This is a genomic window from Streptomyces sp. 891-h, assembly GCF_022760275.1.
Classification (GTDB): domain Bacteria; phylum Actinomycetota; class Actinomycetes; order Streptomycetales; family Streptomycetaceae; genus Streptomyces; species Streptomyces spirodelae.
Genome location: NZ_CP050693.1, coordinates 3,460,989 through 3,481,706, shown reverse-complemented (window position 1 = coordinate 3,481,706; position 20,718 = coordinate 3,460,989). Strand labels below are relative to the sequence as shown.

Genomic DNA, 20,718 nt, shown 5'->3' with positions numbered 1-20,718 from the left:
TGGGGGAAACGGGGGTCAGATGGAAGATCGCGGACGCATAGCCTTGCTCATCGGCGTGGGTGAGAACCCGGGAGCCGATCACATCCTTCCCTCCCTGGCAGCTACGGTCGACGCCGATCTGCGGGTCCTGGGCGACGCCCTGCAAGGCAGCGACTACGCGGTGGAGACCCTGCTGAATCCCACCCGCAACGAGATCACCGAGCGCCTCTCCGACCTCTCCGCGAGCGCGCCGCCTGGCAGCACACTGCTTCTCTACTTCACCGGGCACGGTGTCCGGATCGGTACGACCGACTACTTGGTGCCTTCTGACGCCCGAGCCCCTGCCAACAACGGCAACAAAGCTGCCGGGTGGGAGCAACCCCACGTACAGGAGTCGCTCCTGCCAGCCGACATCAGTCCGTATCTGGCCAATTGTTCGGCTGGCACCGTGCTGTGGCTGATCGACGCATGCCGCTGGGCAGAGGGCGAGCACACTCCTGCCTTCGGCAGCAACGTCGTCAAGGGACCGCCGCACAGTGGCTTCGCCATGATCACCAGCTGCGGCCCCGGTGAGCTCAGTGGCTTCGCGGAGACCGGTAGCTTCTTCACTTCGTCGCTCGCCCTGGCCTTCGACCCGCTGACCGAGGCCACGACGGTGGAGCAGGTGTATGAGAAGACCAGACGCGACACCCATGCGCTCGCGGTACGGGCGCAGGCCGGGTCCCAGGGAGTACTGATTCGCTACGGGAACGACCTGGCCGAAAAGACCAGATCCTTGGAAATCGCCACGGGCAGACGGCTGCTACAGGCATGGCAGGACGCGGTGCGCACACCGGCCCTTTGGGAAAGGGCCTCGGCCTCCGACTCAGAAACCGTGGCTCATCTGCAGGACTGCCTGTCCACCTTGGCCACGCAGTCCGCCCGCCACGTCCACCAGGCTCAGAAACGTCTGCCCGATCCGTGGGCCGACGACGAGTATCCAGTACGGCTGCTGGCCGACCGCCTCCCGCTGCTCCTGCCCAAGGACACAGAACTGTCCGCCCTGGAGGTCACCGCGCTGATCGCCGGCGTCCTGCTGCACGAGACTGCCTGGGCCGAGCGGCTGAGCCAGGCCGCCGAGTTCCATCCGCAACTCGTGAGGCGCAGGAACAAGGCCGACGACCAACGGCGGCACTACGAGCAGATCACCGAGCACTACCCCCAGATCACCGAGAAGCTCTCAGACGCATACCTGTGGCTGCTGGATCCCGAGGACGACCGGCACGCCGTCGCGCTGTGGCTGGTCCACCGCTGGATCGAGGAACGCTTCGCGACCGACGAGGAGGCCGTGCCCGCGGTTCTGGCCGACGGCTTCGTTGCCCGGCTCCTCGACGTGCCACTGCCGGCGTCGGGCGAGCGGCTCGGCGGCCGGGCGGGGGCACTGTCCACCGCGCTGTGTGCGATCGCCGCGGGCCTCGTCCTCGGTGCACCGCCGGACGACCAGCGGCTGCCGCCGAACCGTCATGTCGTGCACAGAACACCGTCGCGCCTGCGCGTACGGCCGCTTGCGGCGCTGCTGCGGCTCGCGGGGCTGCTCGCCTTCGACGCCCGGTGTCTGCCGGAGGTTCTCGCGGAGCATCTCGCCGTCTCCGATCCGGTGGTGCCCCGCGAGGTGATCACGGTGCTCCGGGACGCCCTCTGGGACCTCGACCAGGAGGGTAGCGCTCCCTCGTATCTGCGTCTGGACGCAGTCTGCCCGCATCCCTCGATCCACGCGGCACTCGCCTCCGTGGTCGAGGGCGCCGACGACCTCGGGTACCAGCTCAGGGAGACGGCCCGTCGCCTCCCGCAGGATGAGGCCGCGCTGCTCCGGGGACTCCCCGCACGGCTGTCCGACCACCAGCTCCGGCCGGACCGTGAGCACGGCACGGACGCGTACGACGTACCACTCGCACGTTTCTCGCTGGCACAGACGGAGATCCGCCGCCTGCTGATGGGCGAGAAGCTGTACGACGGTGAGCCGGAACTCGCACTGCGGGAGCTGTACCAGAACGCCATGGATGCCTGCCGCTACCGGGAGATGCGCGTCCGGTATCTGCGGGGTCTCGGCCGAGAGCCGGCTGGGTGGGCGGGCCGGATCCGCATCGAGGCTGGCGAGGACAGCCGCGGACCGTACCTTGAGTGTGTGGACAACGGGGTCGGTATGACCGCTGACCAGCTGAAGAGCACCTTCACCCGGGCCGGCCGCCGCTTCGACCAGTCGCACTCCTTCCGCAGGGAGCAGGCGGCGTGGCTGCGCCACGACAGTTCGCTGCGGCTCTATCCCAACAGCCGTTTCGGCATCGGCGTCTTCAGCTACTTCATGCTCGCCGACGAGATGACGATCGTGACCCGGCCGGTCGGCCCGGACGGCCGCCCGGCCGAGAAGGCGTTGCGCGTCGAGATCCCGGTCAGCGGCAGTCTATTCCGGGTCCGGGAAGACGACGAGCGCGGCGGCACTGCGTTGCCGGGCGGTGGCACGCGCGTCCGACTGCACCTGCGTCGCGCGGGGGCGCTGCCCGGGAACTCCGCCGTGTCGGTGCTGCACTCTCTCGTCCTGTTCAGCGAGTTCCGGCTCGAGGTGCGCGACCAGGACGGCACGGAAGAGACCTGGCTGCCCGGGCGGCTCAAGTTTGGTGAGGAGCCGGGATCGTTCTCCACCCGTTTCGCCGTCGAAGCGGTGCCCGGCACACTGTGGTGGGTCTCGGGCGACGGGGCGATCGTGTGCGATGGAATCGGCACAGACAAAAGGACGTTCGGGTACGTGCTCAATCTGTCGGGCGCGCACGCCGGTGAACTCAGTGTCAACCGCAAGAAGCTCGAGCGATACGACGTCCGCTGGGCCGAGGAGCAGTTCCAGCAGGGCGCCCAAGTGCTCGCCGCCGACTCGGGGTTGAGTCTGAAGTGGTTGTGGAGGCTGGAGGAACGCGAGCCCTCGATCGCCCGTACTCTGTGGGAGAAGCTGCGTGGCCGCGGGGTGCTCGCGTCGGATGGCCTCGGCCGGCAGGTGAACCTCGATGAGGTCGGCTACTTCAGCCTGGATGCCTCCTTGGACAGCCGACCCCGGCGGAGCGAGGAGGAGAAGCTCTCCGAGGCGATCCGGCCTTGGCGACTGGCCGCCCTCCGGCCCGGCTTCCGGAGCCGGAAGGAAACGATGCCCTTGTCCCTCTCGGGCCACCCCGTGCCGCAGGCGGGATGGTCGGCCATCGCGGCGAAGGCCGAAAGCGACTGGCGTACGGCAGTCCTGCTGGCCTACGAGCAGGAGACGACGGTGGCGGAGGTACTCCGCGCGATGCGGGGCATGCGCATCGCGCATCCGCGGCTGGCGGGGCCGGCCGTAGTCGGTGACGGCGACCTGGACTGGCAACCGGACTTCACCGACTGGTCCGTCGTGAGAGGGCTCCTGGGCAGCGAACCCGATCGACTGGGCAACAGCTCCAACATCAGCGTCTGGGGACGCCGCCTGCCGCGCAAGAAGCGGGCCGCCAACGAGATCTACTTCCGGCACTCGCCCGAGGATCTCTCGGGTATCGCCCGCGCCTCCGCCACATTCCACGAGCCGCTGGGCAAGCTGGCAGAGGCATGCTCCCGGTACGCGCCGTTCGTAGGCGAGCCGCTGCGCGCCGTCCCGGACCACCATCGCGACCATGTCTGCACGGACGCCGAATTGAAACTTCTCTACCTGCAGGAGGACAAGTATCACTGGCGGCCCGCCGTCCACCCCTGGGACGTACCGGTGGTGGCCGTCGCGACCGGCGTCGACGCGGGCGAAGTGAACCGGCGCCTGGCTGAGTTCGCCTGGCTGGGCCGCCCCGTGCCTGACGCGGTTCTTGCCGCCCGGTGGGACAAGGTGTCGGCCGAGGTACTTCCCGTTCTGCGCCGCTTCATCGGGCACGGTGCCGACGGCCGACCCGTACTGCCATGGGCCGCCACGATCGAGCTGGCCGCGGAGTACGAGATCTCCGTATGGGAGGCCGAACGCATCCTCGCCCGCGAGACGGAAGTCCTCGGCGTGCTCCACCGCCGGCGCTACACCAGGCGCTCGCCCGGAAGAGATGTGGTCCCCTCCCTCGACACGGGCAACCTTGTCGGCTGGCTGCACGAGACGGATATTCGCCTGGAGGACGGCATTTCGATCGGGGATCTCGCGTTCGTCCGTTCCCACGACACGTCGTGGGAAGAACTGTCCTGGTGTGTGGATGAGCTGAGAGAGGCCGGAGTGGCTCTCCCGGACGCGGCGAGGCTGCTGTGGGCCTGGGACGAACTGCCCATGCCCAGCAGGTACGCGTTCTCCGGGGAGGACCCCAGCTGGGAGGGTGCCGACTATCCCGTCCCGGCGACCTCGGCAGTTCTGTTCACCGGCAGTCAGCGGCTCCAGCAGCAGTTGTCGGTCCTGTGGGACACCGCGCACCAGGAAGCCCAGCGCCTGGGGCTGAGCGCCGGCCTCGTGGCCCCGCCCCTGCCCAGGGAGCTAAGGACGTTTGCCCCGACATGGCATGAGACATCGGCGTTGATCGCCGACGGGATGCACGAGGATGTGGACTACGTGTGGTTCGAGACCCCTCGCTGGGTCCCGCTCACCGCGCAGCAACTCGTCACCTACGCCCGTAACCGCGACGTCAGTTCGCGTGAGGCGTACCAGGCCCTGGCTCCTCTGCGGGCCATCGGTGCGCTCGTACCGGAGCTGTCCGCCGACGCGGAGTCCGCTCTGCCTGACGAAGTGCCCACTGCTCACGACGCCGTGGCGGTCGATCCGGCGTACCGCCTCTCCGCGCCAGGCTCCCCGCTGCAGCCTCTCGATCTGGTCAGTGTCGCCGGCCGCCTCGGCGAGTCGGTGCAGCAGACCTGGCAGAGGCGCATCACGCCGTACCTCGTTCTGGAGGGAACACCGCCGTCGATCACCGACGTGCCCGACGTCGTGCCCGGTTGGCAGGATCTGGCGATCCTCTCCGAGGGACTGGACGGGGAACTTCCCGCTCTGACCGGCCCGGTCCGACAGGGCCGGATAGAGCACTGCGCCCGGGCGGTGGGTGAGACGCCTGCGTGGGTGCAGCAGCGCCTGGAGACATACGCGGGCCTGTTCGGACTCCGGTTGGACCACGCCGCCGAGCTGGGCGAGAAACCCGACGAGTTGGAGGAGAAACCATGACAGGGACCGACCGGCACGATCACTCCATGCCGTACGCCGATGAGGATGCCGGCGAGATCAGTGCCTCCCTGTTCACCCAACAACTCGCGCCGGACGGACGGGGAATGATCGTCGCGGGGGCATGTCCACGCTGCCACGGCGAGACCAGCACCCTGTTCCCGTGGGCCCGGCCGGGCACAGGGACGAAGGGCGGCCTCAGCCTACTCTTCGGGAGGGGGGAGACGCGGAGAGCGGATGGAGGGCCGGAGCCGCTGCTGGCGGAGGTGCACCTGTGCGAGTGCGGTCACGCCCATCCGCAGTGTCCGCCGGACACGTCGTTCGTCGGGTGCGGCGCGAGCTGGCGGATTCGGCGATGAGTACCCGTTCCGACCGTCGCTGGGCCGAGCTGGCCCGGGAAATGGAGTTCACCAGGCTTCCCGAACTGCGCAGGCAAGCAGAGGGCTGGCGCACCGGCCTCACCGGGCTGACCGCTCTGCTCGCGGTCCTCGTACTACTCAAGGGCCGGGACAACCTCGCCGACCTGCCTGACATCGCACGCGCGATAGCCACTGGGCTGCTGGTCACCGCCTTTGTACTCATGACCGCGGGCTCGCTCCTGGCCGTACGAGCGGCGCACGGGGCCCCGGAACGCGAGATCCTCCTGGGCGGGCAGGCTCTGCGGCGCTGGACAGAGCAGGAAGCGGCACGAGTGACTCGGGCACTCGCCTGGGCCTCCCTGTGCTGTGTCTTGGGGGTGATCCTGGTGGCCGGTGCACTTGTCGTCGCATGGGTGATGACGCAGGCTTCCGGCACCCATGAGGTCATGGTGAGGACCGACACGGGTGTGGTATGCGGAAAGTTGATCCTCGCTGACCGGAAACACGTGGAAATCAGCTCGCAGACGAGTGGCAAGGTCTCGTTGCCTTGGCCGTCCATCGTGAACATGACTCGGGCCAAGATGTGCAGCTGAGGGATGTATTCGAATCGCATCGCGTCCCTGAGCTGATGCCAAGCGCGAACAACGGCACCCAAGTCCAGCAGCAGGAGTTCTTTTACCTAGCGCAGAAGCACACGCGCTTCAGCCACCCCTACGACGGTCATGTGCGACCGCAACGGCTACATTCCCCGATGCCTTGCGCGTTGCCGAGATCCAAATGCCGAGGAAGCTGCTCAACGCGACAAGCGTTCCTCTTTCATTCCGAGCCCGTAGCGTGTACTTCAGAGCGGATAACCAGAGTCAGCAGCGGTGCCACCAGGTCTAGGAACCTTCCGCAGTAAATGAAATCCTCGCTGGTCAGAAACCGTGAGTCTGTGAAAGCGCCGTCGCTTCCCAGGCTCAGCTTCTGACCGCTGTAAGACGCGACCTCTACTGCCGACTACCTTGTCTTGAACTCAACCTTGCCAGTGCTCATTCGGAAGTTCCCATTCGAGTACAGCGTGGGACGAGATTCGACGTGGTTGCCGCTGTACTTCTCGACATGCCGAATCTGGACACCGTCAGGAACGGTGAAGTCGATCAATGCGATGGCGACCCAGTAGGACAAATTCCGATTGTTGAACAGTGGCACCGTTACGGTAGAGCCGCGCCCATCAGTGACGACCGCTCGGGCACCGTAGGACTTGAACGAACCGGTCCCGTTCTCCACCGCGCTGTAGGCACACAGCAGCAGGACGTAGCCCTGGAGGTCTGGACGACGGATGGTGATCGTCTCGCTTCCTGGCGTCTTGGAGTCGCCATCCAAAGCGATGTAGGGCGGTGCAACGGAGGATCCTAGTTCTCGGTAGTAGACGACTTGATCTGTTTTGGTCGGGGGCTTGCCAGGCGGGGTGACAAGACTTCCAGGCATATAGAGCGCGTACAGGTCGAGGTCGGCCCCGGCCTGCCTTCTGGCCGCACTTCCGCCGTCCCATTCGAGTGTGGCCGTCACGACCAGACTCAGGTCGTCCTTACGCATGTCGATCGTTGCTCGACCGGCCTTGGAGAGGGCGACTTTGCCCAGTGGGACGGGCTGGCGAGCTGGTGCCGTCGATGGGGCCGCCGACAGCACTGCGGAGACGTGTGATGCGGGATTGGGGGGGCGGCACAGGGGGAGTGTGTCGGCCCTGCGTGGGCGTCCTCGGCGAAGCCTGTGTACCGGTCGGCCCTGGATCATCCACATCAATGCCGAAGCCCGAGGCAAGGCCCGCCAGCCCTGTGTCCCATCCTTGGCCTACTGCTCTTGCCTTCCAAGCGCCTGCGTGTCGATACAACTCGATGAGGATGGCCACCGTCTCCCGATGCATGAGCGGTGGCGGCACAAAGGTGATCCGCGCGTTTCCGCATTCGATAATCGCATGGGGTGTGTTGATCGCATCGAAGTGCGTGACTTGCAGTTCGGGATCGATGCTGGCTACAACCGCAATGCGGTCGACTGTCGAGGGGACCGCAGCCAATTCCGCCACGACGGTCTGCCCATTCAATTCAACCCCGTCTTGCGATGTGTGGTTGTAGAAGACTAGATCGTCATCGCTCCGTACCTTGCTGTCCTCTCCGAGCAGCACAGAAGCCACATCGATGCCCGTGGTCGCGGAGCTGAGGGTGACGCGGCAAATCGCCGCAGACAATGCGACATTGCCACCCTTGGTGAGAACAGTAGTCATGTGCGACCTTTCGCGATGACTCACGTAGCGATTCCGCTGGCTGAATCGCACCCAAGTCTCTCCGCTCCACCAGGACAGTCGGAGAGCGTGTTGGCAGTTGCTCTTCTGTCACGACACGGAGAGTGCCGTCCAGACCGGAAGCCCTGCGGGACGAAGGGATTGTTGGTCCAACGGTCGCATCGACCACCGACCATGGCAGTCGAAACCGCAGGTTGTGGTGCTCGGGTGCCTGATCGATGCGTGATCGGATGTGCTGCGAAGCGTCCGGACTGCGTAGCAGCGGTCACCTTCCGCACCTGTTCTGACCTGGTGCGGAAGGATTTCTTGGACGCGGTCGACACCATCCAGCATGGTCTGGCCAGGACTTTTAATCCATTGGTTGTGGGTTCGAGTCCCACACGGCCTACCGCTGGACCCCAGGTCAGACCCGTCTGACCTGGGGTTTTTCTTTGTGCTGGGGCGGCGGCGCTGCCCGGAGCCCGGTGACGAGGGGGAGGGGAGCGCCAGAGGGGCGCATCCGCGCAGAGAGGCTGGCCGGCCTCGCGGCAACGTCAGATCGCCCCTCCCGTGGGCATGAGCCGCCCCGCACCGGTGACGACCGGGAGCCCCGCTCCCTCAGCCGATGCCGTGCTGAGGAGCCGCACCGTCTGTGGTGCGTCGGGCCGGAAGTCCGTGGCAATCCCCCGTCGGGGTGACCCGGCACCGTTCGAATGACGCCGGGGTCCGGTCGCGGCCTCGCGGCGGGCCGAGGCCTCGTATCAGAACTCCTGTTCACCAAATACCCGTTACGGCGCCCTGCTTGGAGCTGTTTCTAGAGCACGTGTACCCCTCGTCCATCCGTATGGAGGATGCCGTGGCGCCTGCCTCTGCTCATGTGTCCGCGCAACCCGGAATCGAACGACCCCCTGGCGAGGTCCTGAGGGACATGCTGGGGCGGCGTCGCGTTGACGTTGCCGGAAGCCCCGTACGTGTCGGGGTGTGGTGGGTATGACGAAGAAGCCGCAGGAGCCCGGCGCGGGCAGCAGCAGTGGTGAGTCCGTCGGCGATTCGAGTCCGCCCGTCCAGGGGCCCGGGCACCACCGCGCAACGAGCACAAAGACCTTCCCCCCGGAGGGTTCGGCGCAGGCATCGGTGGTGCCCCGGCAGGCCGAAGGCGGTGCTGCGGGGGAACAGGAGGCCGCCGAGCCGGAGATGCGGTACGTGGACCTGACCGGGAGCCGGGAGGCGGCCGGACGGTCGATCCGGTTGATCGACATGGCGCGGCGTCTGCCCCGGCTGGTGCGCCGGTCGCTGGTGCTGGCCTGGCAGGTGGACCGGCCGGCGACCGCGGGGCTTCTGGCCTGCCAGACCGTCTCGGGCATCATGCAGGCGACGGGCCTGATCGCGATCAGCGGCACGCTGACCGCGCTGCTGGCCAGCGGGGACGTCTTCCACCGGCTGCTGCAGGCATGGCCGTCGGTCGCGTTGCTGGCGGGCGCCGCCGCGGCGCGTGCGGTGATGGGCATCACGGTCAACTGGCTCTCCTCGCGCCTCGGGCCGCTGATGACACGCGAGGCCGAGCAGATGTTGCTCGACGGCTGCACAGAGGTGGAGCTGGCCGCCTACGACGAGCCGGACTTCAACCGCGACCGGGAGGCGGCCGACCGCGGCGCACAGGTCACCGGCGACCTGATCAACGAGGGCCAGGACCTGATCGCCTCGGCCGCCAGCTTCCTTGCCGGCGCCGTCGTGCTGGCGGGCGTTCACCCGATCCTGCTGCCGCTGCTGGTGATCGCGAGTCTCCCGCAGGCCGTCTCCCAGGTCAGCGCCGCCCGCGTGCGCTATCTGGCGAACCTGCGCAGCAACGGCGACAACCGGATGCTCGCGGTGCTGCGCTGGCACATCTACACCCGCGACGCGGCCGACCAGATCCGCGCCGGCACCATGGCCGCCTTCCTCTCCGGCCGGTACCGGCGCACCGCCGCCCGGATCAACCGCGAAGACCGGGCCGCCGCCGACCAGGGAGCCCGCTTCTCGCTGATCGGCGCTGTCTGCGGAGGGGTGGGCTCGACGATCGTGTGGGCGGCCGTGATCTGGCTGCTGGCGACCGGTCAGATCAGCGTCGGCCGGGCGGGCGCGGCAGTCTTCGCACTCCAGATGGCCGGACAGTCCGTACGCGGCCTGGTGTCCGTCGGCTCCCGGGCCGTGCGCACCGGGCTGTACATGGACGACTGGACTCGCTTCCTGGAGCGGGCGGGCGGTTTCCGTATGCGCCGCGGCACCCACCGCCCCGGGCCGCCGAAGACGATCGAGATCGCATCCCTCTCCCACCGCTACGCGGGCAAAGAGGTGGACGCGCTGTCCGAGGTCTCCCTCACGCTCAAGCGCGGCGAAGTGACCGCACTGGTGGGCTTCAACGGCTCCGGCAAGACGACGCTCTCGAAGCTCGTCGGAGGCCTGTATCTCCCGACCCGGGGTCGGGTGTTGTGGGACGGGGTCGCCACGCGGGACGCCGATCCGCAAGCGCTGTGGAAGCAGGTGGCGCTGGTTCCGCAGGACTATGCGCGCTGGCCGCTGACGGTGCGGGAGAATGTCACCCTCGGGCAGCCTTCGCCGCGTGGAGACGCCGCCGTGCATGAGGCCTGCGAGGCGGCCGGCGCCGACGAGGTCCTCGCCGAGCTCGGCTCCGGCCTGGACACCCTTCTCGCCCGGGAATGGCTCAATGGGGAGGAGCTCAGCGGCGGCCAGTGGCAACGCATCGCTCTGGCCCGGGCGTTCATGCGCGAGGCGGGTCTGCTGGTCCTCGACGAGCCGACCGCCAACCTCGACCCGCGAGCCGAGTACCGGATCTTCCAGCGGCTGCGCGGTCTCGCCCGGGACCGGGTGGTGCTGCTGGTGACCCACCGGATCACCAACCTGGCTGTCGCCGACCGGATCGTCGTGCTCGACCAAGGACGAGTCGTCCAGGACGGCACCTACCAGGAGCTCGCCGAACAGCCGGGCCTCTTCCAGGAACTGCTGTCCTACCAGGTCACCACCGAGACAGCCCGCAACGACCGCGAGCAACCCGGAGCACGTCCATGACCCGTTCCGGGAGCCCGACAAGTGCACCGGCTGGCGCGTCTGGGATCCCGGCGAGCTCCCCGAGCAGGTTGTTCCGTACGCCCGGGTCGCCATCGACGGCATCCGTGCCGGGCGCCTGTACACAGAAATGGGCTGGGCATGACCACCGGGGCTACCGGGCCAAGGGGACGAGGGCGACCCGGCGTGTGAGGTGAGGGCTGCCCGAAAGGCCATGGTCGCCGGGCTGGAGGCAGACGGCGACCTCGGCCCGGACAGTCACCACCAGCGGCCCGCGCTACACCTCGCTACCATCCGCCGACCTGCTGCGACTCCACCCTCATCAACCAGCGCGCCGGTGAGTCCGGCTTCGACAACGAGACGACCCAGGAGACGACATGAGCGGTACCTGGCTCCCGCCCGAGCAGTACATCGCCACCCTGCCCAAAGCCACCATCTACGGCTGCTTCTTCGTCACTGACCGGGACGAGCGCCCGATCCAACTACGCTCCGCCCACGACCCGGCGGTCTGGCAGTGGCCCGGCGGCAACCTGGACGACCCGGACGAGACACCGTGGGGTTGCGCGGTACGCGAGTGCCTGGAGGAGACCGGCCTGCGCGTCGCGGAGACACCGCGGCTGCTGGCCGTGCACTTCCTGCCTCCGCTCGGCGACTGGACCACCCACAAGATCGGCTTCGTGTTCGACGGCGGGCAGCTCGACCACGGCCAGATCGACCGCATCGTCCTGGACCCGGATGAGCACACCGAAGTCGCCGTCCGGACGGTGGAGGAGTGGCGCACGGAGATGAGCGCCTTCTCCTTCCGCCTGCTCGCCGCGGTCGCCGAGGCCCGCCGCAGCGGATCGGCCTGCTACCTGGAGCAGACCCCCGCCTGACCCTCCACAGGTCCCGGAGCGGCCGAGGGTGAGTCAGGAGGGGTACGGAAGAGGCGCCGACGTGTCCTCTCCGCGGCGTCGAGGTGGACGGCGGCGAGACCGGGTTCCTCGCGGGCCAGGTCGTGGTAGACGGCGAGGGCTTCTGTGATGTCCTCCCGTGCCGCCTGTTCCGGCTCGGCGTTGGCCAGGAGCCGTATGGTGGCGGACGCGTAAAGGGCGAAACCCAGCTGTGGCTGGTGCGCCGCGCGGCGGGCGACGGTGACGGCCTCCACGGCGGCTCGCATCGCCTCGTCGTGCCGGCTGGCCTCGGCGAGGCGCAGGCCGTGCAGGGCCAGCGCCCACGCCAGTAGAGGCTCATGCAGGGCCGGATCGGCCGGCGCGAGGCGGCGGGCGAGGGTGACCGCCTCCTCGGTGGTATCCAGAGCGTCCGGAAGCGGGGCCTCGTCGTCCGCCGGGTAGTGGCCGAGAGACGCCAGCGTCCAGGCCAGAACGAAGTCGTACGCGGTGTCCACCGCGACCAGTCGGCGGGCGAGGTCCGTGGCGCGGACGAGGAGGGCCCGCCCCTCCTCGTATCGCCGGCGCTCGACGAGGTACGTGCCCAGGCCGTGCACCGCCCTCTGGAGCACCACTTCGTACGTCGGCTCGGTACGGGGCAGATCCTCGGCCACCTCCACACCCCGCCGCAGGGTGTGATCCGCCTCCTCCTCCGACCCGGCGCCGTGCTGGAGAACGCCGAGAACGGGCAGCAACTGCCCGAGCATCCCCTGCCGGGCGGGCGCGTCCCGCAGCGGCCCGTCCAGCAGGCCGACGGCCTCGTCCGCGAGCGGCAGAGCCTGACTGCGGCGCCCGACCGCCACCAGGAACTCAACGGTCGCAGCCAGGAGGGCGACGAGCTCGGTGAGTTGGCTCGTGGGCTCGTTCCGCGCCGTCCTGCGACGGAGCGGCACAGCTTCCAGGAACGCATCGGCTGCCTCTTCGTAGCGGCGCGCCGCGGACAGCAGCTTTCCGAGCTCCGTGAGGGCGGCGCACAACTGCGGGGTGTGGAGCGCCGTGTCCTCCTGACTGTCCTCGACCAGACGGCGGAAGAGGCCGGCGCTCTCGGCCAACGCCTCAAGGGCCTCATCCTGCAGGCCCACTTGCGGGAGGACGACGCCCAGCAGCAACAGCGCCTTCCCCAACTGCGGTACGTGCGGCGCCGCGTCCTCTTCCTGTACGAGCCCCCGGAACAGGGCCTCCGCCTCCCGCGCGTCCTGTACGGCCTCGGCCGGCCGGCCCGCCGCATACAGCCGGGTCGCCCTGGTCGCGAGCATGATCGCGGCGGTGGACAGCGCTGGTGGCGTCTCGTCCACCGCGCAGAGGCGGCGGGCGAAGACGACACCCTCCTCAGCCGTCGCGAGGGCTTCCTCGTCCCCGCCCGCACTGCTCAGCCGTTGGGTGAGGGTGTTGAGCCCCATGACGAGTCCTTGGAGGAAGGCCTCCGGCCGCTCCTCGGCCGCGCGCCGGTAGAGGGCGACGGTCTCACGGGCGGCGTCCAGCGCTTCCTGAACCTGTCCTGCGCCCTCCAGTTGGCTGGCGTACGTGTTCAAGCTGAGCGCGAGATCCCCTGTGAACATCCCGGGGCTCGCCTGCTCCAGGAAACGGTGCAGGTCGACAGACTCGCGGGCGGCGTTCACCGCCTCCTCCTGGGCGCCGACGTCGTGCAGTTGGTTGGCGTACGTGTTCAGGCTCATGGCCAGCTCTTCCGCGAACGCGGCCGGTTCCCGTTCGTACAGCCTCCGGTAGAGGGACACGGACTCGGCGCTCGCCTCGACGGCTTCGCGCCTCCGTCCCGTCTCGCCCGCGTCGATGGCGAAGGAGTTCAGGTCGGACGCCAGGTCGGAAAGGTATGCGTCGGGCCGCGCTTTGGCCAGGTGGCGACGGATGTCGAGCGCCTCCTCGGCCGCGTGCACGGCTTCCGCGTACCGGCCCGTGTTCCGCAGGCAGTGGGAGTACGTGTGCAGACTCCTGGCGAAGCCCTCCCGGAAGGCGTCGGGGTGCTCCTCGGCCAGGGACCGGTAGTGCTCCACGGATTGGCGGCTCGAAGCCAGAGCTTTCGTGTGCCGGCCGCACTCCTTCTGCCAGATGGCCAGGTTGTTCAGGCCGTCGGCCAGTTCCGCCCGTTCGCGCCGCTCCCCGACCCGCTCGCGCCGGATGCCCACGGTCTCCTCGATGGCGGTGAGGGCCTTGCCGGGGCGGCCGAGTTCCCCCTCGCAGTTGGCGACGGCGTTGAGGGCGTGTGCCAGTTCCGAGCGGTATGCCCGCCGGTCGGAGGGTGAGGTGGACTCGGCGAGGAGTTCGCGGTAGAGCCCGACGGCCTCGTAGGCGGGTCCTACGGCGTCGGCTCGCCGCCCCACGCCGTCGAGGCTGATCGACAGATTGTGCAGGGACGCGGCGAGATGGGGCCGGAACGTCGGGGGGTCCGTCTCCGCCAGTGGTCTCAGCCAGCTGACGGCTTCCTCCGCCACCTCGTAGGCGCGCTGCCGGTGGCGCATGTCGAGGTGTCGTCCGCAGAGCTTGCGCAGGAGCCTGGCCAGGGCCGGTGCATACGAGGAGTCCGTCTCGGCGCGCTCGCGGTGGATGTCGGTCAGCCGCTCGGTGAGGTGCAACGCCCAGTCGGCCAGGTTGTGGGAGGAGGAGGGCAGGCGGTCCAGCAGCCGCATGAGATGCGCGAGGTCCGTGCCGGGGTCGTCGGTGAGCCGGTACAGGGCCTTCACCAGCGGCTCCGGTCGCTCCACCCGGGTGGCGACGTCGACGGCGAGGGCGCCGAGCACCTCGGGGTTCCGGCAGCACAGATCGGTGAGCTGTGCGTCGAGTCGCTCGCGGTGCGCAGGATGCGCTGCCGCCCTGGTGTGGAGGGTCAGCAGTTGGGTGGCCTGGGCCTCTGACGCCCCGGTGAGGAGACGATCGGCCAGCCGCGGATCGGCACACAGGTGGTCGCCCAAGAAGTATTCGACGAGGCGGTCCGGGCGCAGGATCCCCCATAACTGTGCGGGGGCGGTCGGGGGGTAGAGGTCGCTGATCCAGTCGCAGACAGCCCAGCGGACGTCCGCGGTCTGGCCCTGGAGCACGGGTACACGGTCCAGGAGCGCGTCGGCCTCCTCGCGGTCGGCGGCACCGCACAGGAACGCTGCGGCGACGACGGCGTCGATGCCCCTGCGCTTCTTCAGGCCCAGGTCGGCCTCGACGGCGATCCAGTAGTGACGCTCGTAGGCAAGCAGCCGTTTCTCCATGGGCCAGGAGCGGCTCGCGCCTCTCCCGGGCTTGTGGGCCGCGTCCAACGGGTCGGCTCTCCGGGGCTTGTGCGCCGCGTCCAGCAGGTCGACGAGCGCGGTCATGTGCAGCGTGAGTGCCACGCCCATGTCCGGCGTCCGGGTACGGTACGCGGCGGAGCCCGTGAGGCGCTGGGCATGGCGCCCCCAGTGGATGAGCCGCTGATCGGGAACCTGGGGCAGGGCGCGGGCCAAGCCCTCCACGGCGTCACGGTACGCCTCGGCGTGCCGGTCCGGGTCGCGCTCCAGCGGGTCCAGGGGCGTGACAGGAGCGTCGTACAGCTCTTCCAGTTCGGTGGCCGCGGGCAGGTCGTACCACCAGTCGCCGTCGCTGCGTGCCAGCAGCAGGACTTTGACGCGCACGGTTCTGGGCGCGGCGGCTGCCGCCCTGAGCAGCGTGGGCAACTGGCCCGTGCGGGACTCGGCGTTGTCGACCACCACCAGCAGCGGCGACTGCGTGTACTGGAGGACCGGCAGCTCACCTGCCGGGGCCTTGTCGCTCAGCCACAGGACGCTCCAGGGCTCGTCGCCCTGCGTCTCACCGAGCCGGTCGACGAGGCGGCGCGCGAGGCGGGTCTTGCCCTGCCCGCCCGGCCCGTACAGCAGTTGGATCCCCAGCCCCGGCGCCTCGCACCACGCCCGCAGCTCCGCCAGTTCCTCGGCACGCCCCCTGAAGGGCACCACCGCGTGGTGTGCGTCCAGCAGAGCGGCCGGGCTTGTCGGTGCCGACTGGGCCCTTGTGGCGAGGTCGTCCCACTCCCGCAGCTTCCGCCGCAACACCGCCGTGCGGTGCTCCGGAGGCAGGTTGTTGACGATGGTGTTGTCGTTCCCGATCTGCACGGAGACCGGGACAACGCCCTCGGTCATGAAGGCGACCCGAAGTTGTTCACCATGTAGTTGTGGTCACCGTTCTGGACCTGGGCGTCGCCTGACACGTTCACGGTCGTGTCACCGTGCTGGGCCGACGGCCGCTGACCGACCAGCGCTCGCAGCTCGGCCACCGCCTTTTCGCGCTCCTCCGGAGGCAGCAGCCCCAGAAGCGTCTCGAAGCGGCCGGTCCAATACCCCGCTCGGTTCGCCGCTTCAGGTTCAGAGGCGGCGGGCAAGGTCGTTCCGTCGGCGTCGAGGCGCTCCAGCTCCTCGCGTTGCAGTTCCTCGCGATGCAGCATTTCGCCCACACGCCCCCACCACCGGCTCCACCATGCGTGTATCCCGGCCCAGGCATCGGTCCCCGCCGCCTGCACCACAGCCGCCCCCGCCGCCGCGGTGAGCGCCCCCAACTCCTCCGGCCCCATCAGCGTCCCCCTTCGCGCCGTACCGACGGGGGGACTTTAACCCGCACCGGCGGCCAACGTGCCCGAATAGACGGAAATACGCTGGAAATCAAACACCTACCGCGATCAGGGCGGGCTCACCCGGCTGACCTGCGAGGGAGCGCCCGGACCGAGATCACCGGTCCGGGCGCTCGGGCGTTTCGGGGGGCTCTGCGCGGGTGGGCCGTCTTTGGGGGGAGGTGGGGTGTAAGGGGTGCGTCAGGGAGGTGCTCGTTGCCGTATGGAAGGTGCTAACGGGGGGCCGGGAGGGCTGGGAGGGGTGGTGTGCTCGCAGGGTCCTGACCCTGAGGTGATTCCGAGGAGCATTTGATGGCCGATGTGGCCTTCGTCGTCGTCACGGTCGCGGTGTTCGCGCTGTTGGCGCTCGCCGCCAAGGCGGTGCAGAAGCTGTGACGGGCGAGAACGTTGCCGGGCTGGTCGTGGCCGTGGCCCTGCTGGGCTATCTGATCGCGGCGCTCCTCTTCCCGGAGAGGTTCTGACGCTGCGATGAGTGATGTCCTTGCCGATGTGGCGCAGGTGTCGGCGCTGATCGTGGCGCTGGCGCTGGTCCACCGGCCGCTCGGTGACTACATGGCCAGGGTCTACAGCTCGAAGCGGCATCTGCGCGTCGAGCGGTGGATGTACCGGGCTGTGGGTGCCGATCCGGACGCGGAGATGCGCTGGCCCGCCTATCTGCGCGGAGTGCTGGCCTTCTCACTGGTCAGCGTGTTGCTGCTGTATCTGCTTCAGCGGGTGCAGGACAAGCTGCCGCTGTCGTTGGGTTTCGCGCCCATCGATCCGGACCAGGCGTTCAACACGGCCGCTTCGTTCGTGTCGAACACGAACTGGCAGTCGTACTCGGGTGAGACGGCGATGAGCCATGTCACCCAGACCGCCGGTCTGGCCGTGCAGAACTTCGTTTCGGCGGCTGTGGGGATGGCGGTGGCCATCGCCCTGGTGCGCGGTTTCGCCCGGTCACGTACCGGGGAGCTGGGCAACTTCTGGGCCGACCTGGTGCGTGGAGTGGTGCGCATCCTGCTGCCCATCTCGGTCGTGGCGGCTGTGGTGCTGGTGTCGCTGGGGGCGATCCAGAACTTCGCGGACATCCACACCGTCACCACTCCGACCGGTGACCATCAGCAGCTGACCGGGGGAGCCGTCGCCTCCCAGGAGGCAGTCAAGGACCTGGGCACCAACGGCGGCGGCTTCTACAACGCCAACTCCGCCCACCCCTTCGAGAACCCGAACGGGATCTCCAATCTGCTGGAGATCTTCCTGCTGCTGGTCATCCCGTTCTCGCTGCCGCGCACCTTCGGGACGCTGGTGGGCAGCGTGCGGCAGGGGTACGCGATCGTGGCGGCCATGGCCGGGATCTGGCTGGCCGGCGTCATCGCGGTGACGTGGCTGGAGTTCGCCCACCCGGGGACGGCCTCGCAGCTGGCCGGCGGCTCGATGGAGGGCAAGGAGCAGCGGTTCGGTGAGGGCGGCTCCTCGCTGTTCGCGGTGTCCACGACGATGACCTCGACCGGGTCCGTGGACTCCTTCCACGACTCGTTCCAGGGGCTCTCGGGCGGGGTGCTGCTGTTCGGGATGATGATCGGTGAGATCGCGCCCGGCGGTGTCGGCTCCGGCCTGTACGGGATGCTGGTCATGGCGGTCGTGGCGGTGTTCCTCGCCGGGCTGATGGTGGGGCGCACCCCCGAGTACCTGGGCAAGAAGCTCGGCAGCCGTCAGATCAAGCTCGCCGCCTGCTTCATCCTGATCACTCCCGCGCTGGTGCTGATCGGTACGGCCGCGGCGATGGCCACGGGCGAGGGCGAGTCGTCGATGACGAACACCGGCGCACACGGCTTCTCCGAGGTGCTCTACGCCTACACCTCGGCCTCCAACAACAACGGCAGCGCGTTCGCCGGTTTCGGCGCCGACACCGTCTACCACAACACCGCGCTGGGGCTCTGCATGCTGCTGGGCCGCTTCCTGCCGATGGTGTTCGTGCTGGCGCTGGCCGGCTCTCTGGCCGGGCAGACACCGGTTCCCGCCACCGCGGGAACGCTGCGCAGCGACAAACCCCTGTTCACCGGCGTGCTGATGGCGACCATCGTCATCGTGGCCGGACTGACGTTCTTCCCGGCTCTGGCACTTGGGCCGCTCGCTGAAGGGCTGGCCGTATGACCTCCGATCTGAAGCGCACGATGGACAACACGTCGACCGCCACCTCCTCGTCCGACTCCACCTCCACCTCCACGTCGGACTCGACGTCTCCGACGGCCACCCCCACGGCCACGGGGAGCGGCGCGCTCGTCCCGCACCAGGACTCCCCTGCCGGGCACGGTTCCGAGCCCGCGGCCGGCCGGGTCGGCGGAGGGCTGTTCGACCCGAAGCAGCTGCTCACCTCGCTGCCGGAAGCGTTCCGGAAACTGGACCCACGGGTGATGGTGAAGTCGCCGGTGATGTTCGTGGTGGAGATCGGCTCCGTCCTCACCACGGCACTGGCCGTCACCGATCCCGGTGACTGGTTCGGCTGGGCGATCACCGTATGGCTGTGGCTGACGGTGCTCTTCGCCAACCTCGCCGAGGCCGTCGCCGAGGGGCGCGGCAAGGCGCAGGCCGACTCGCTGCGCAGGACCAAGACCGGCACGGTGGCCCGGCGGCTGGTCGGCAGGGACACCCGGGGCGCGGAGGAGCGGGTGCCCGGCACCGAGCTGCGGACGGGTGACCTGGTGGTGTGCGAGGCGGGCGAGGTGATCCCAGGCGACGGCGATGTGATCGAGGGTGTCGCGTCGGTGGACGAGTCGGCCATCACCGGTGAGTCCGCTCCGGTCATCCGCGAGTCGGGCGGCGACCGTTCGGCGGTGACCGGCGGTACGAAGGTGCTCTCGGACCGGATCGTCGTCAAGATCACCGCGAAGCCCGGTGAGACGTTCATCGACCGGATGATCGGCCTGGTGGAGGGCGCCGCGCGGCAGAAGACGCCGAACGAGACAGCGCTGAACATCCTGCTGGCCTCGCTGTCGGTGATCTTCCTGCTGGCGGTGGTCACCCTGCAGCCGTTCGCGGTCTACGCGGGCGCCGAGCAGTCGCTGATCGTGCTGACGGCGCTGCTGGTGTGCCTGATCCCGACCACCATCGGCGCCCTGCTGTCCGCGATCGGTATTGCGGGCATGGACCGGCTGGTGCAGCGCAATGTGCTGGCGATGTCCGGGCGGGCCGTCGAGGCGGCGGGGGATGTGTCCACGCTGCTGCTGGACAAGACCGGCACCATCACCTACGGCAACCGTCAGGCGGCGGAGTTCCTCCCCGTCCAGGGCGCGTCCGAGGAGGAGTTGGCCGACGCCGCGCAGCTCTCCTCGCTGGCCGACGAGACGCCCGAGGGCCGCTCGGCCGTCGTCCTGGCCAAGGAGCGGTACGGGCTGCGGGAGCGGCACGAGGGCGAACTCGCCCACGCGGAATGGGTTCCCTTCACCGCACAGACCCGGATGTCTGGTGTGGACGTGGACGGGACGAAGGTACGCAAGGGCGCCGCGCAGGCCGTGCTCGCCTGGGTGACCGAACGGGGCGGGCACGCGCCCGAGGGCGCCCGGCGGCTCGCGGAGGAGGTGTCCGAGGCCGGTGGTACGCCGCTGCTGGTGGCCGTCGAGGCGGACGGCGGTGCCGCCCGGGTGCTGGGCGTGATCCACCTCAAGGACGTGGTCAAGTCGGGCATGCGGGAGCGCTTCGGCCAGCTGCGCGAGATGGGCATCAGAACAGTCATGATCACCGGGGACAATCCGCTGACGGCCAAGGCCATCGCCGACGAAGCCGGAGTGGACGACTTCCTCGCCGAGGCCACACCCGAGGACAAGATGGCCCTCATCCGGCACGAGCAGGCCGACGGCAAGCTCGTCGCCATGACCGGCGACGGCACCAACGACGCCCCCGCGCTCGCCCAGGCCGACGTCGGCGTCGCCATGAACACCGGTACCTCCGCAGCCAAGGAGGCCGGGAACATGGTGGACCTGGACTCCGACCCGACGAAGCTGATCGAGGTCGTGGAGATCGGCAAGCAGTTGCTGATCACCCGCGGTGCGCTGACCACGTTCTCCATCGCCAACGACGTGGCGAAGTACTTCGCGATCATCCCGGCGATGTTCGCCGTCGCGTACCCGAGCCTGGACGACCTCAACTTCATGCGGCTGGCCAGTCCCGAGTCCGCGATCCTGGCCGCGGTGATCTTCAACGCGCTGATCATCGTGGCGCTGGTGCCGCTCGCCCTGCGCGGCGTGCGGTACCGGCCGCTCAGCGCCGACCGGATGCTCCGCCGCAACCTCGGCCTCTACGGCGTGGGCGGGCTGATCGCGCCGTTCATCGGCATCAAACTCATCGACCTGCTCATCTCCCTGATCCCCGGAGTCGGCTGA

11 protein-coding genes are annotated in these 20,718 nt (G+C 68.8%); 7 read left to right on the top strand and 4 right to left on the bottom strand.

From position 1 onward, the window contains the following. The first annotated feature begins 19 nt into the window (after window positions 1–19). Window positions 20–5,146: a caspase family protein gene (locus HC362_RS14980; protein ID WP_279240101.1), complete on the top strand. Its 5,127-nt coding sequence runs from the start codon at window positions 20–22 to the stop codon at window positions 5,144–5,146. Between the two features lie 352 nt (window positions 5,147–5,498). Next, window positions 5,499–6,095 (top strand): hypothetical protein, encoded by a 597-nt coding sequence (locus tag HC362_RS14975; RefSeq protein WP_243084455.1) that lies wholly within the window; start codon window positions 5,499–5,501, stop codon window positions 6,093–6,095. 406 nt (window positions 6,096–6,501) lie between these two features. Here the strand turns inward: HC362_RS14975 and HC362_RS14970 are convergent, their stop codons facing one another. Next, on the bottom strand, window positions 6,502–7,080 hold the full coding sequence (locus tag HC362_RS14970; protein WP_243084453.1) for a hypothetical protein: 579 nt from the start codon (window positions 7,078–7,080) through the stop codon (window positions 6,502–6,504). Then, complete coding sequence (locus tag HC362_RS14965; RefSeq protein ID WP_243084451.1) at window positions 7,073–7,765, bottom strand: TerD family protein; 693 nt, start codon at window positions 7,763–7,765, stop codon at window positions 7,073–7,075. The genes HC362_RS14970 and HC362_RS14965 overlap by 8 nt, the downstream gene beginning before the upstream one ends. Before the next feature lie 1,191 nt (window positions 7,766–8,956). Here HC362_RS14965 and HC362_RS14960 point away from each other — a divergent pair. Continuing rightward, the gene (locus HC362_RS14960) at window positions 8,957–10,828 is read left to right on the top strand and encodes an ABC transporter ATP-binding protein (RefSeq protein ID WP_243088607.1); all 1,872 of its coding nucleotides are present in this window, start codon (window positions 8,957–8,959) and stop codon (window positions 10,826–10,828) included. Window positions 10,829–11,202: 374 nt separating this feature from the next. After that, window positions 11,203–11,700: an NUDIX hydrolase gene (locus tag HC362_RS14955; RefSeq protein ID WP_243084449.1), complete on the top strand. Its 498-nt coding sequence runs from the start codon at window positions 11,203–11,205 to the stop codon at window positions 11,698–11,700. Here HC362_RS14955 and HC362_RS14950 read toward each other — a convergent pair. Both HC362_RS14950 and HC362_RS14945 read right to left on the bottom strand, forming a co-directional pair. Then, complete coding sequence (locus tag HC362_RS14950) at window positions 11,676–15,875, bottom strand: tetratricopeptide repeat protein (RefSeq protein WP_243084447.1); 4,200 nt, start codon at window positions 15,873–15,875, stop codon at window positions 11,676–11,678. The genes HC362_RS14955 and HC362_RS14950 overlap by 25 nt on opposite strands. Beyond that, window positions 15,872–16,303 carry a hypothetical protein gene (locus HC362_RS14945; RefSeq protein ID WP_243084446.1) on the bottom strand — a complete coding sequence of 144 codons (432 nt, stop codon included), beginning with the start codon at window positions 16,301–16,303 and terminating at the stop codon, window positions 15,872–15,874. The genes HC362_RS14950 and HC362_RS14945 overlap by 4 nt, the downstream gene beginning before the upstream one ends. Window positions 16,304–16,731: 428 nt before the next feature. Between HC362_RS14945 and kdpF the strand changes: the two genes are divergently transcribed. From kdpF to kdpB, 3 genes are read left to right on the top strand one after another with little or no spacing between them, the layout of a single operon-like run. Then, window positions 16,732–16,821 (top strand): K(+)-transporting ATPase subunit F, encoded by a 90-nt coding sequence (kdpF, locus tag HC362_RS14940; protein ID WP_243084444.1) that lies wholly within the window; start codon window positions 16,732–16,734, stop codon window positions 16,819–16,821. Between the two features lie 7 nt (window positions 16,822–16,828). Then, window positions 16,829–18,493 carry a potassium-transporting ATPase subunit KdpA gene (kdpA, locus tag HC362_RS14935; protein ID WP_243084442.1) on the top strand — a complete coding sequence of 555 codons (1,665 nt, stop codon included), beginning with the start codon at window positions 16,829–16,831 and terminating at the stop codon, window positions 18,491–18,493. Beyond that, window positions 18,490–20,718, top strand: coding sequence for a potassium-transporting ATPase subunit KdpB (gene kdpB, locus HC362_RS14930; RefSeq protein ID WP_243084441.1), 2,229 nt, complete (start codon window positions 18,490–18,492; stop codon window positions 20,716–20,718). Before kdpA ends, kdpB begins: the two co-directional genes overlap by 4 nt.

Bases quoted from the DNA above. Each gene is read 5' to 3' on its own strand.
- HC362_RS14950 (WP_243084447.1), bottom strand. From the start codon at position 15,875: ATGACCGAGGGCGTTGTCCCGGTCTCCGTGCAGATCGGGAACGACAAC.
- HC362_RS14970 (WP_243084453.1), bottom strand. From the start codon at position 7,080: ATGCGTAAGGACGACCTGAGTCTGGTCGTGACGGCCACACTCGAATGG.
- HC362_RS14965 (WP_243084451.1), bottom strand. From the start codon at position 7,765: ATGACTACTGTTCTCACCAAGGGTGGCAATGTCGCATTGTCTGCGGCG.
- kdpA (WP_243084442.1), top strand. From the start codon at position 16,829: ATGAGTGATGTCCTTGCCGATGTGGCGCAGGTGTCGGCGCTGATCGTG.
- HC362_RS14980 (WP_279240101.1), top strand. From the start codon at position 20: ATGGAAGATCGCGGACGCATAGCCTTGCTCATCGGCGTGGGTGAGAAC.
- HC362_RS14945 (WP_243084446.1), bottom strand. From the start codon at position 16,303: ATGGGGCCGGAGGAGTTGGGGGCGCTCACCGCGGCGGCGGGGGCGGCT.
- HC362_RS14960 (WP_243088607.1), top strand. From the start codon at position 8,957: ATGCGGTACGTGGACCTGACCGGGAGCCGGGAGGCGGCCGGACGGTCG.
- HC362_RS14955 (WP_243084449.1), top strand. From the start codon at position 11,203: ATGAGCGGTACCTGGCTCCCGCCCGAGCAGTACATCGCCACCCTGCCC.
- HC362_RS14975 (WP_243084455.1), top strand. From the start codon at position 5,499: ATGAGTACCCGTTCCGACCGTCGCTGGGCCGAGCTGGCCCGGGAAATG.
- kdpB (WP_243084441.1), top strand. From the start codon at position 18,490: ATGACCTCCGATCTGAAGCGCACGATGGACAACACGTCGACCGCCACC.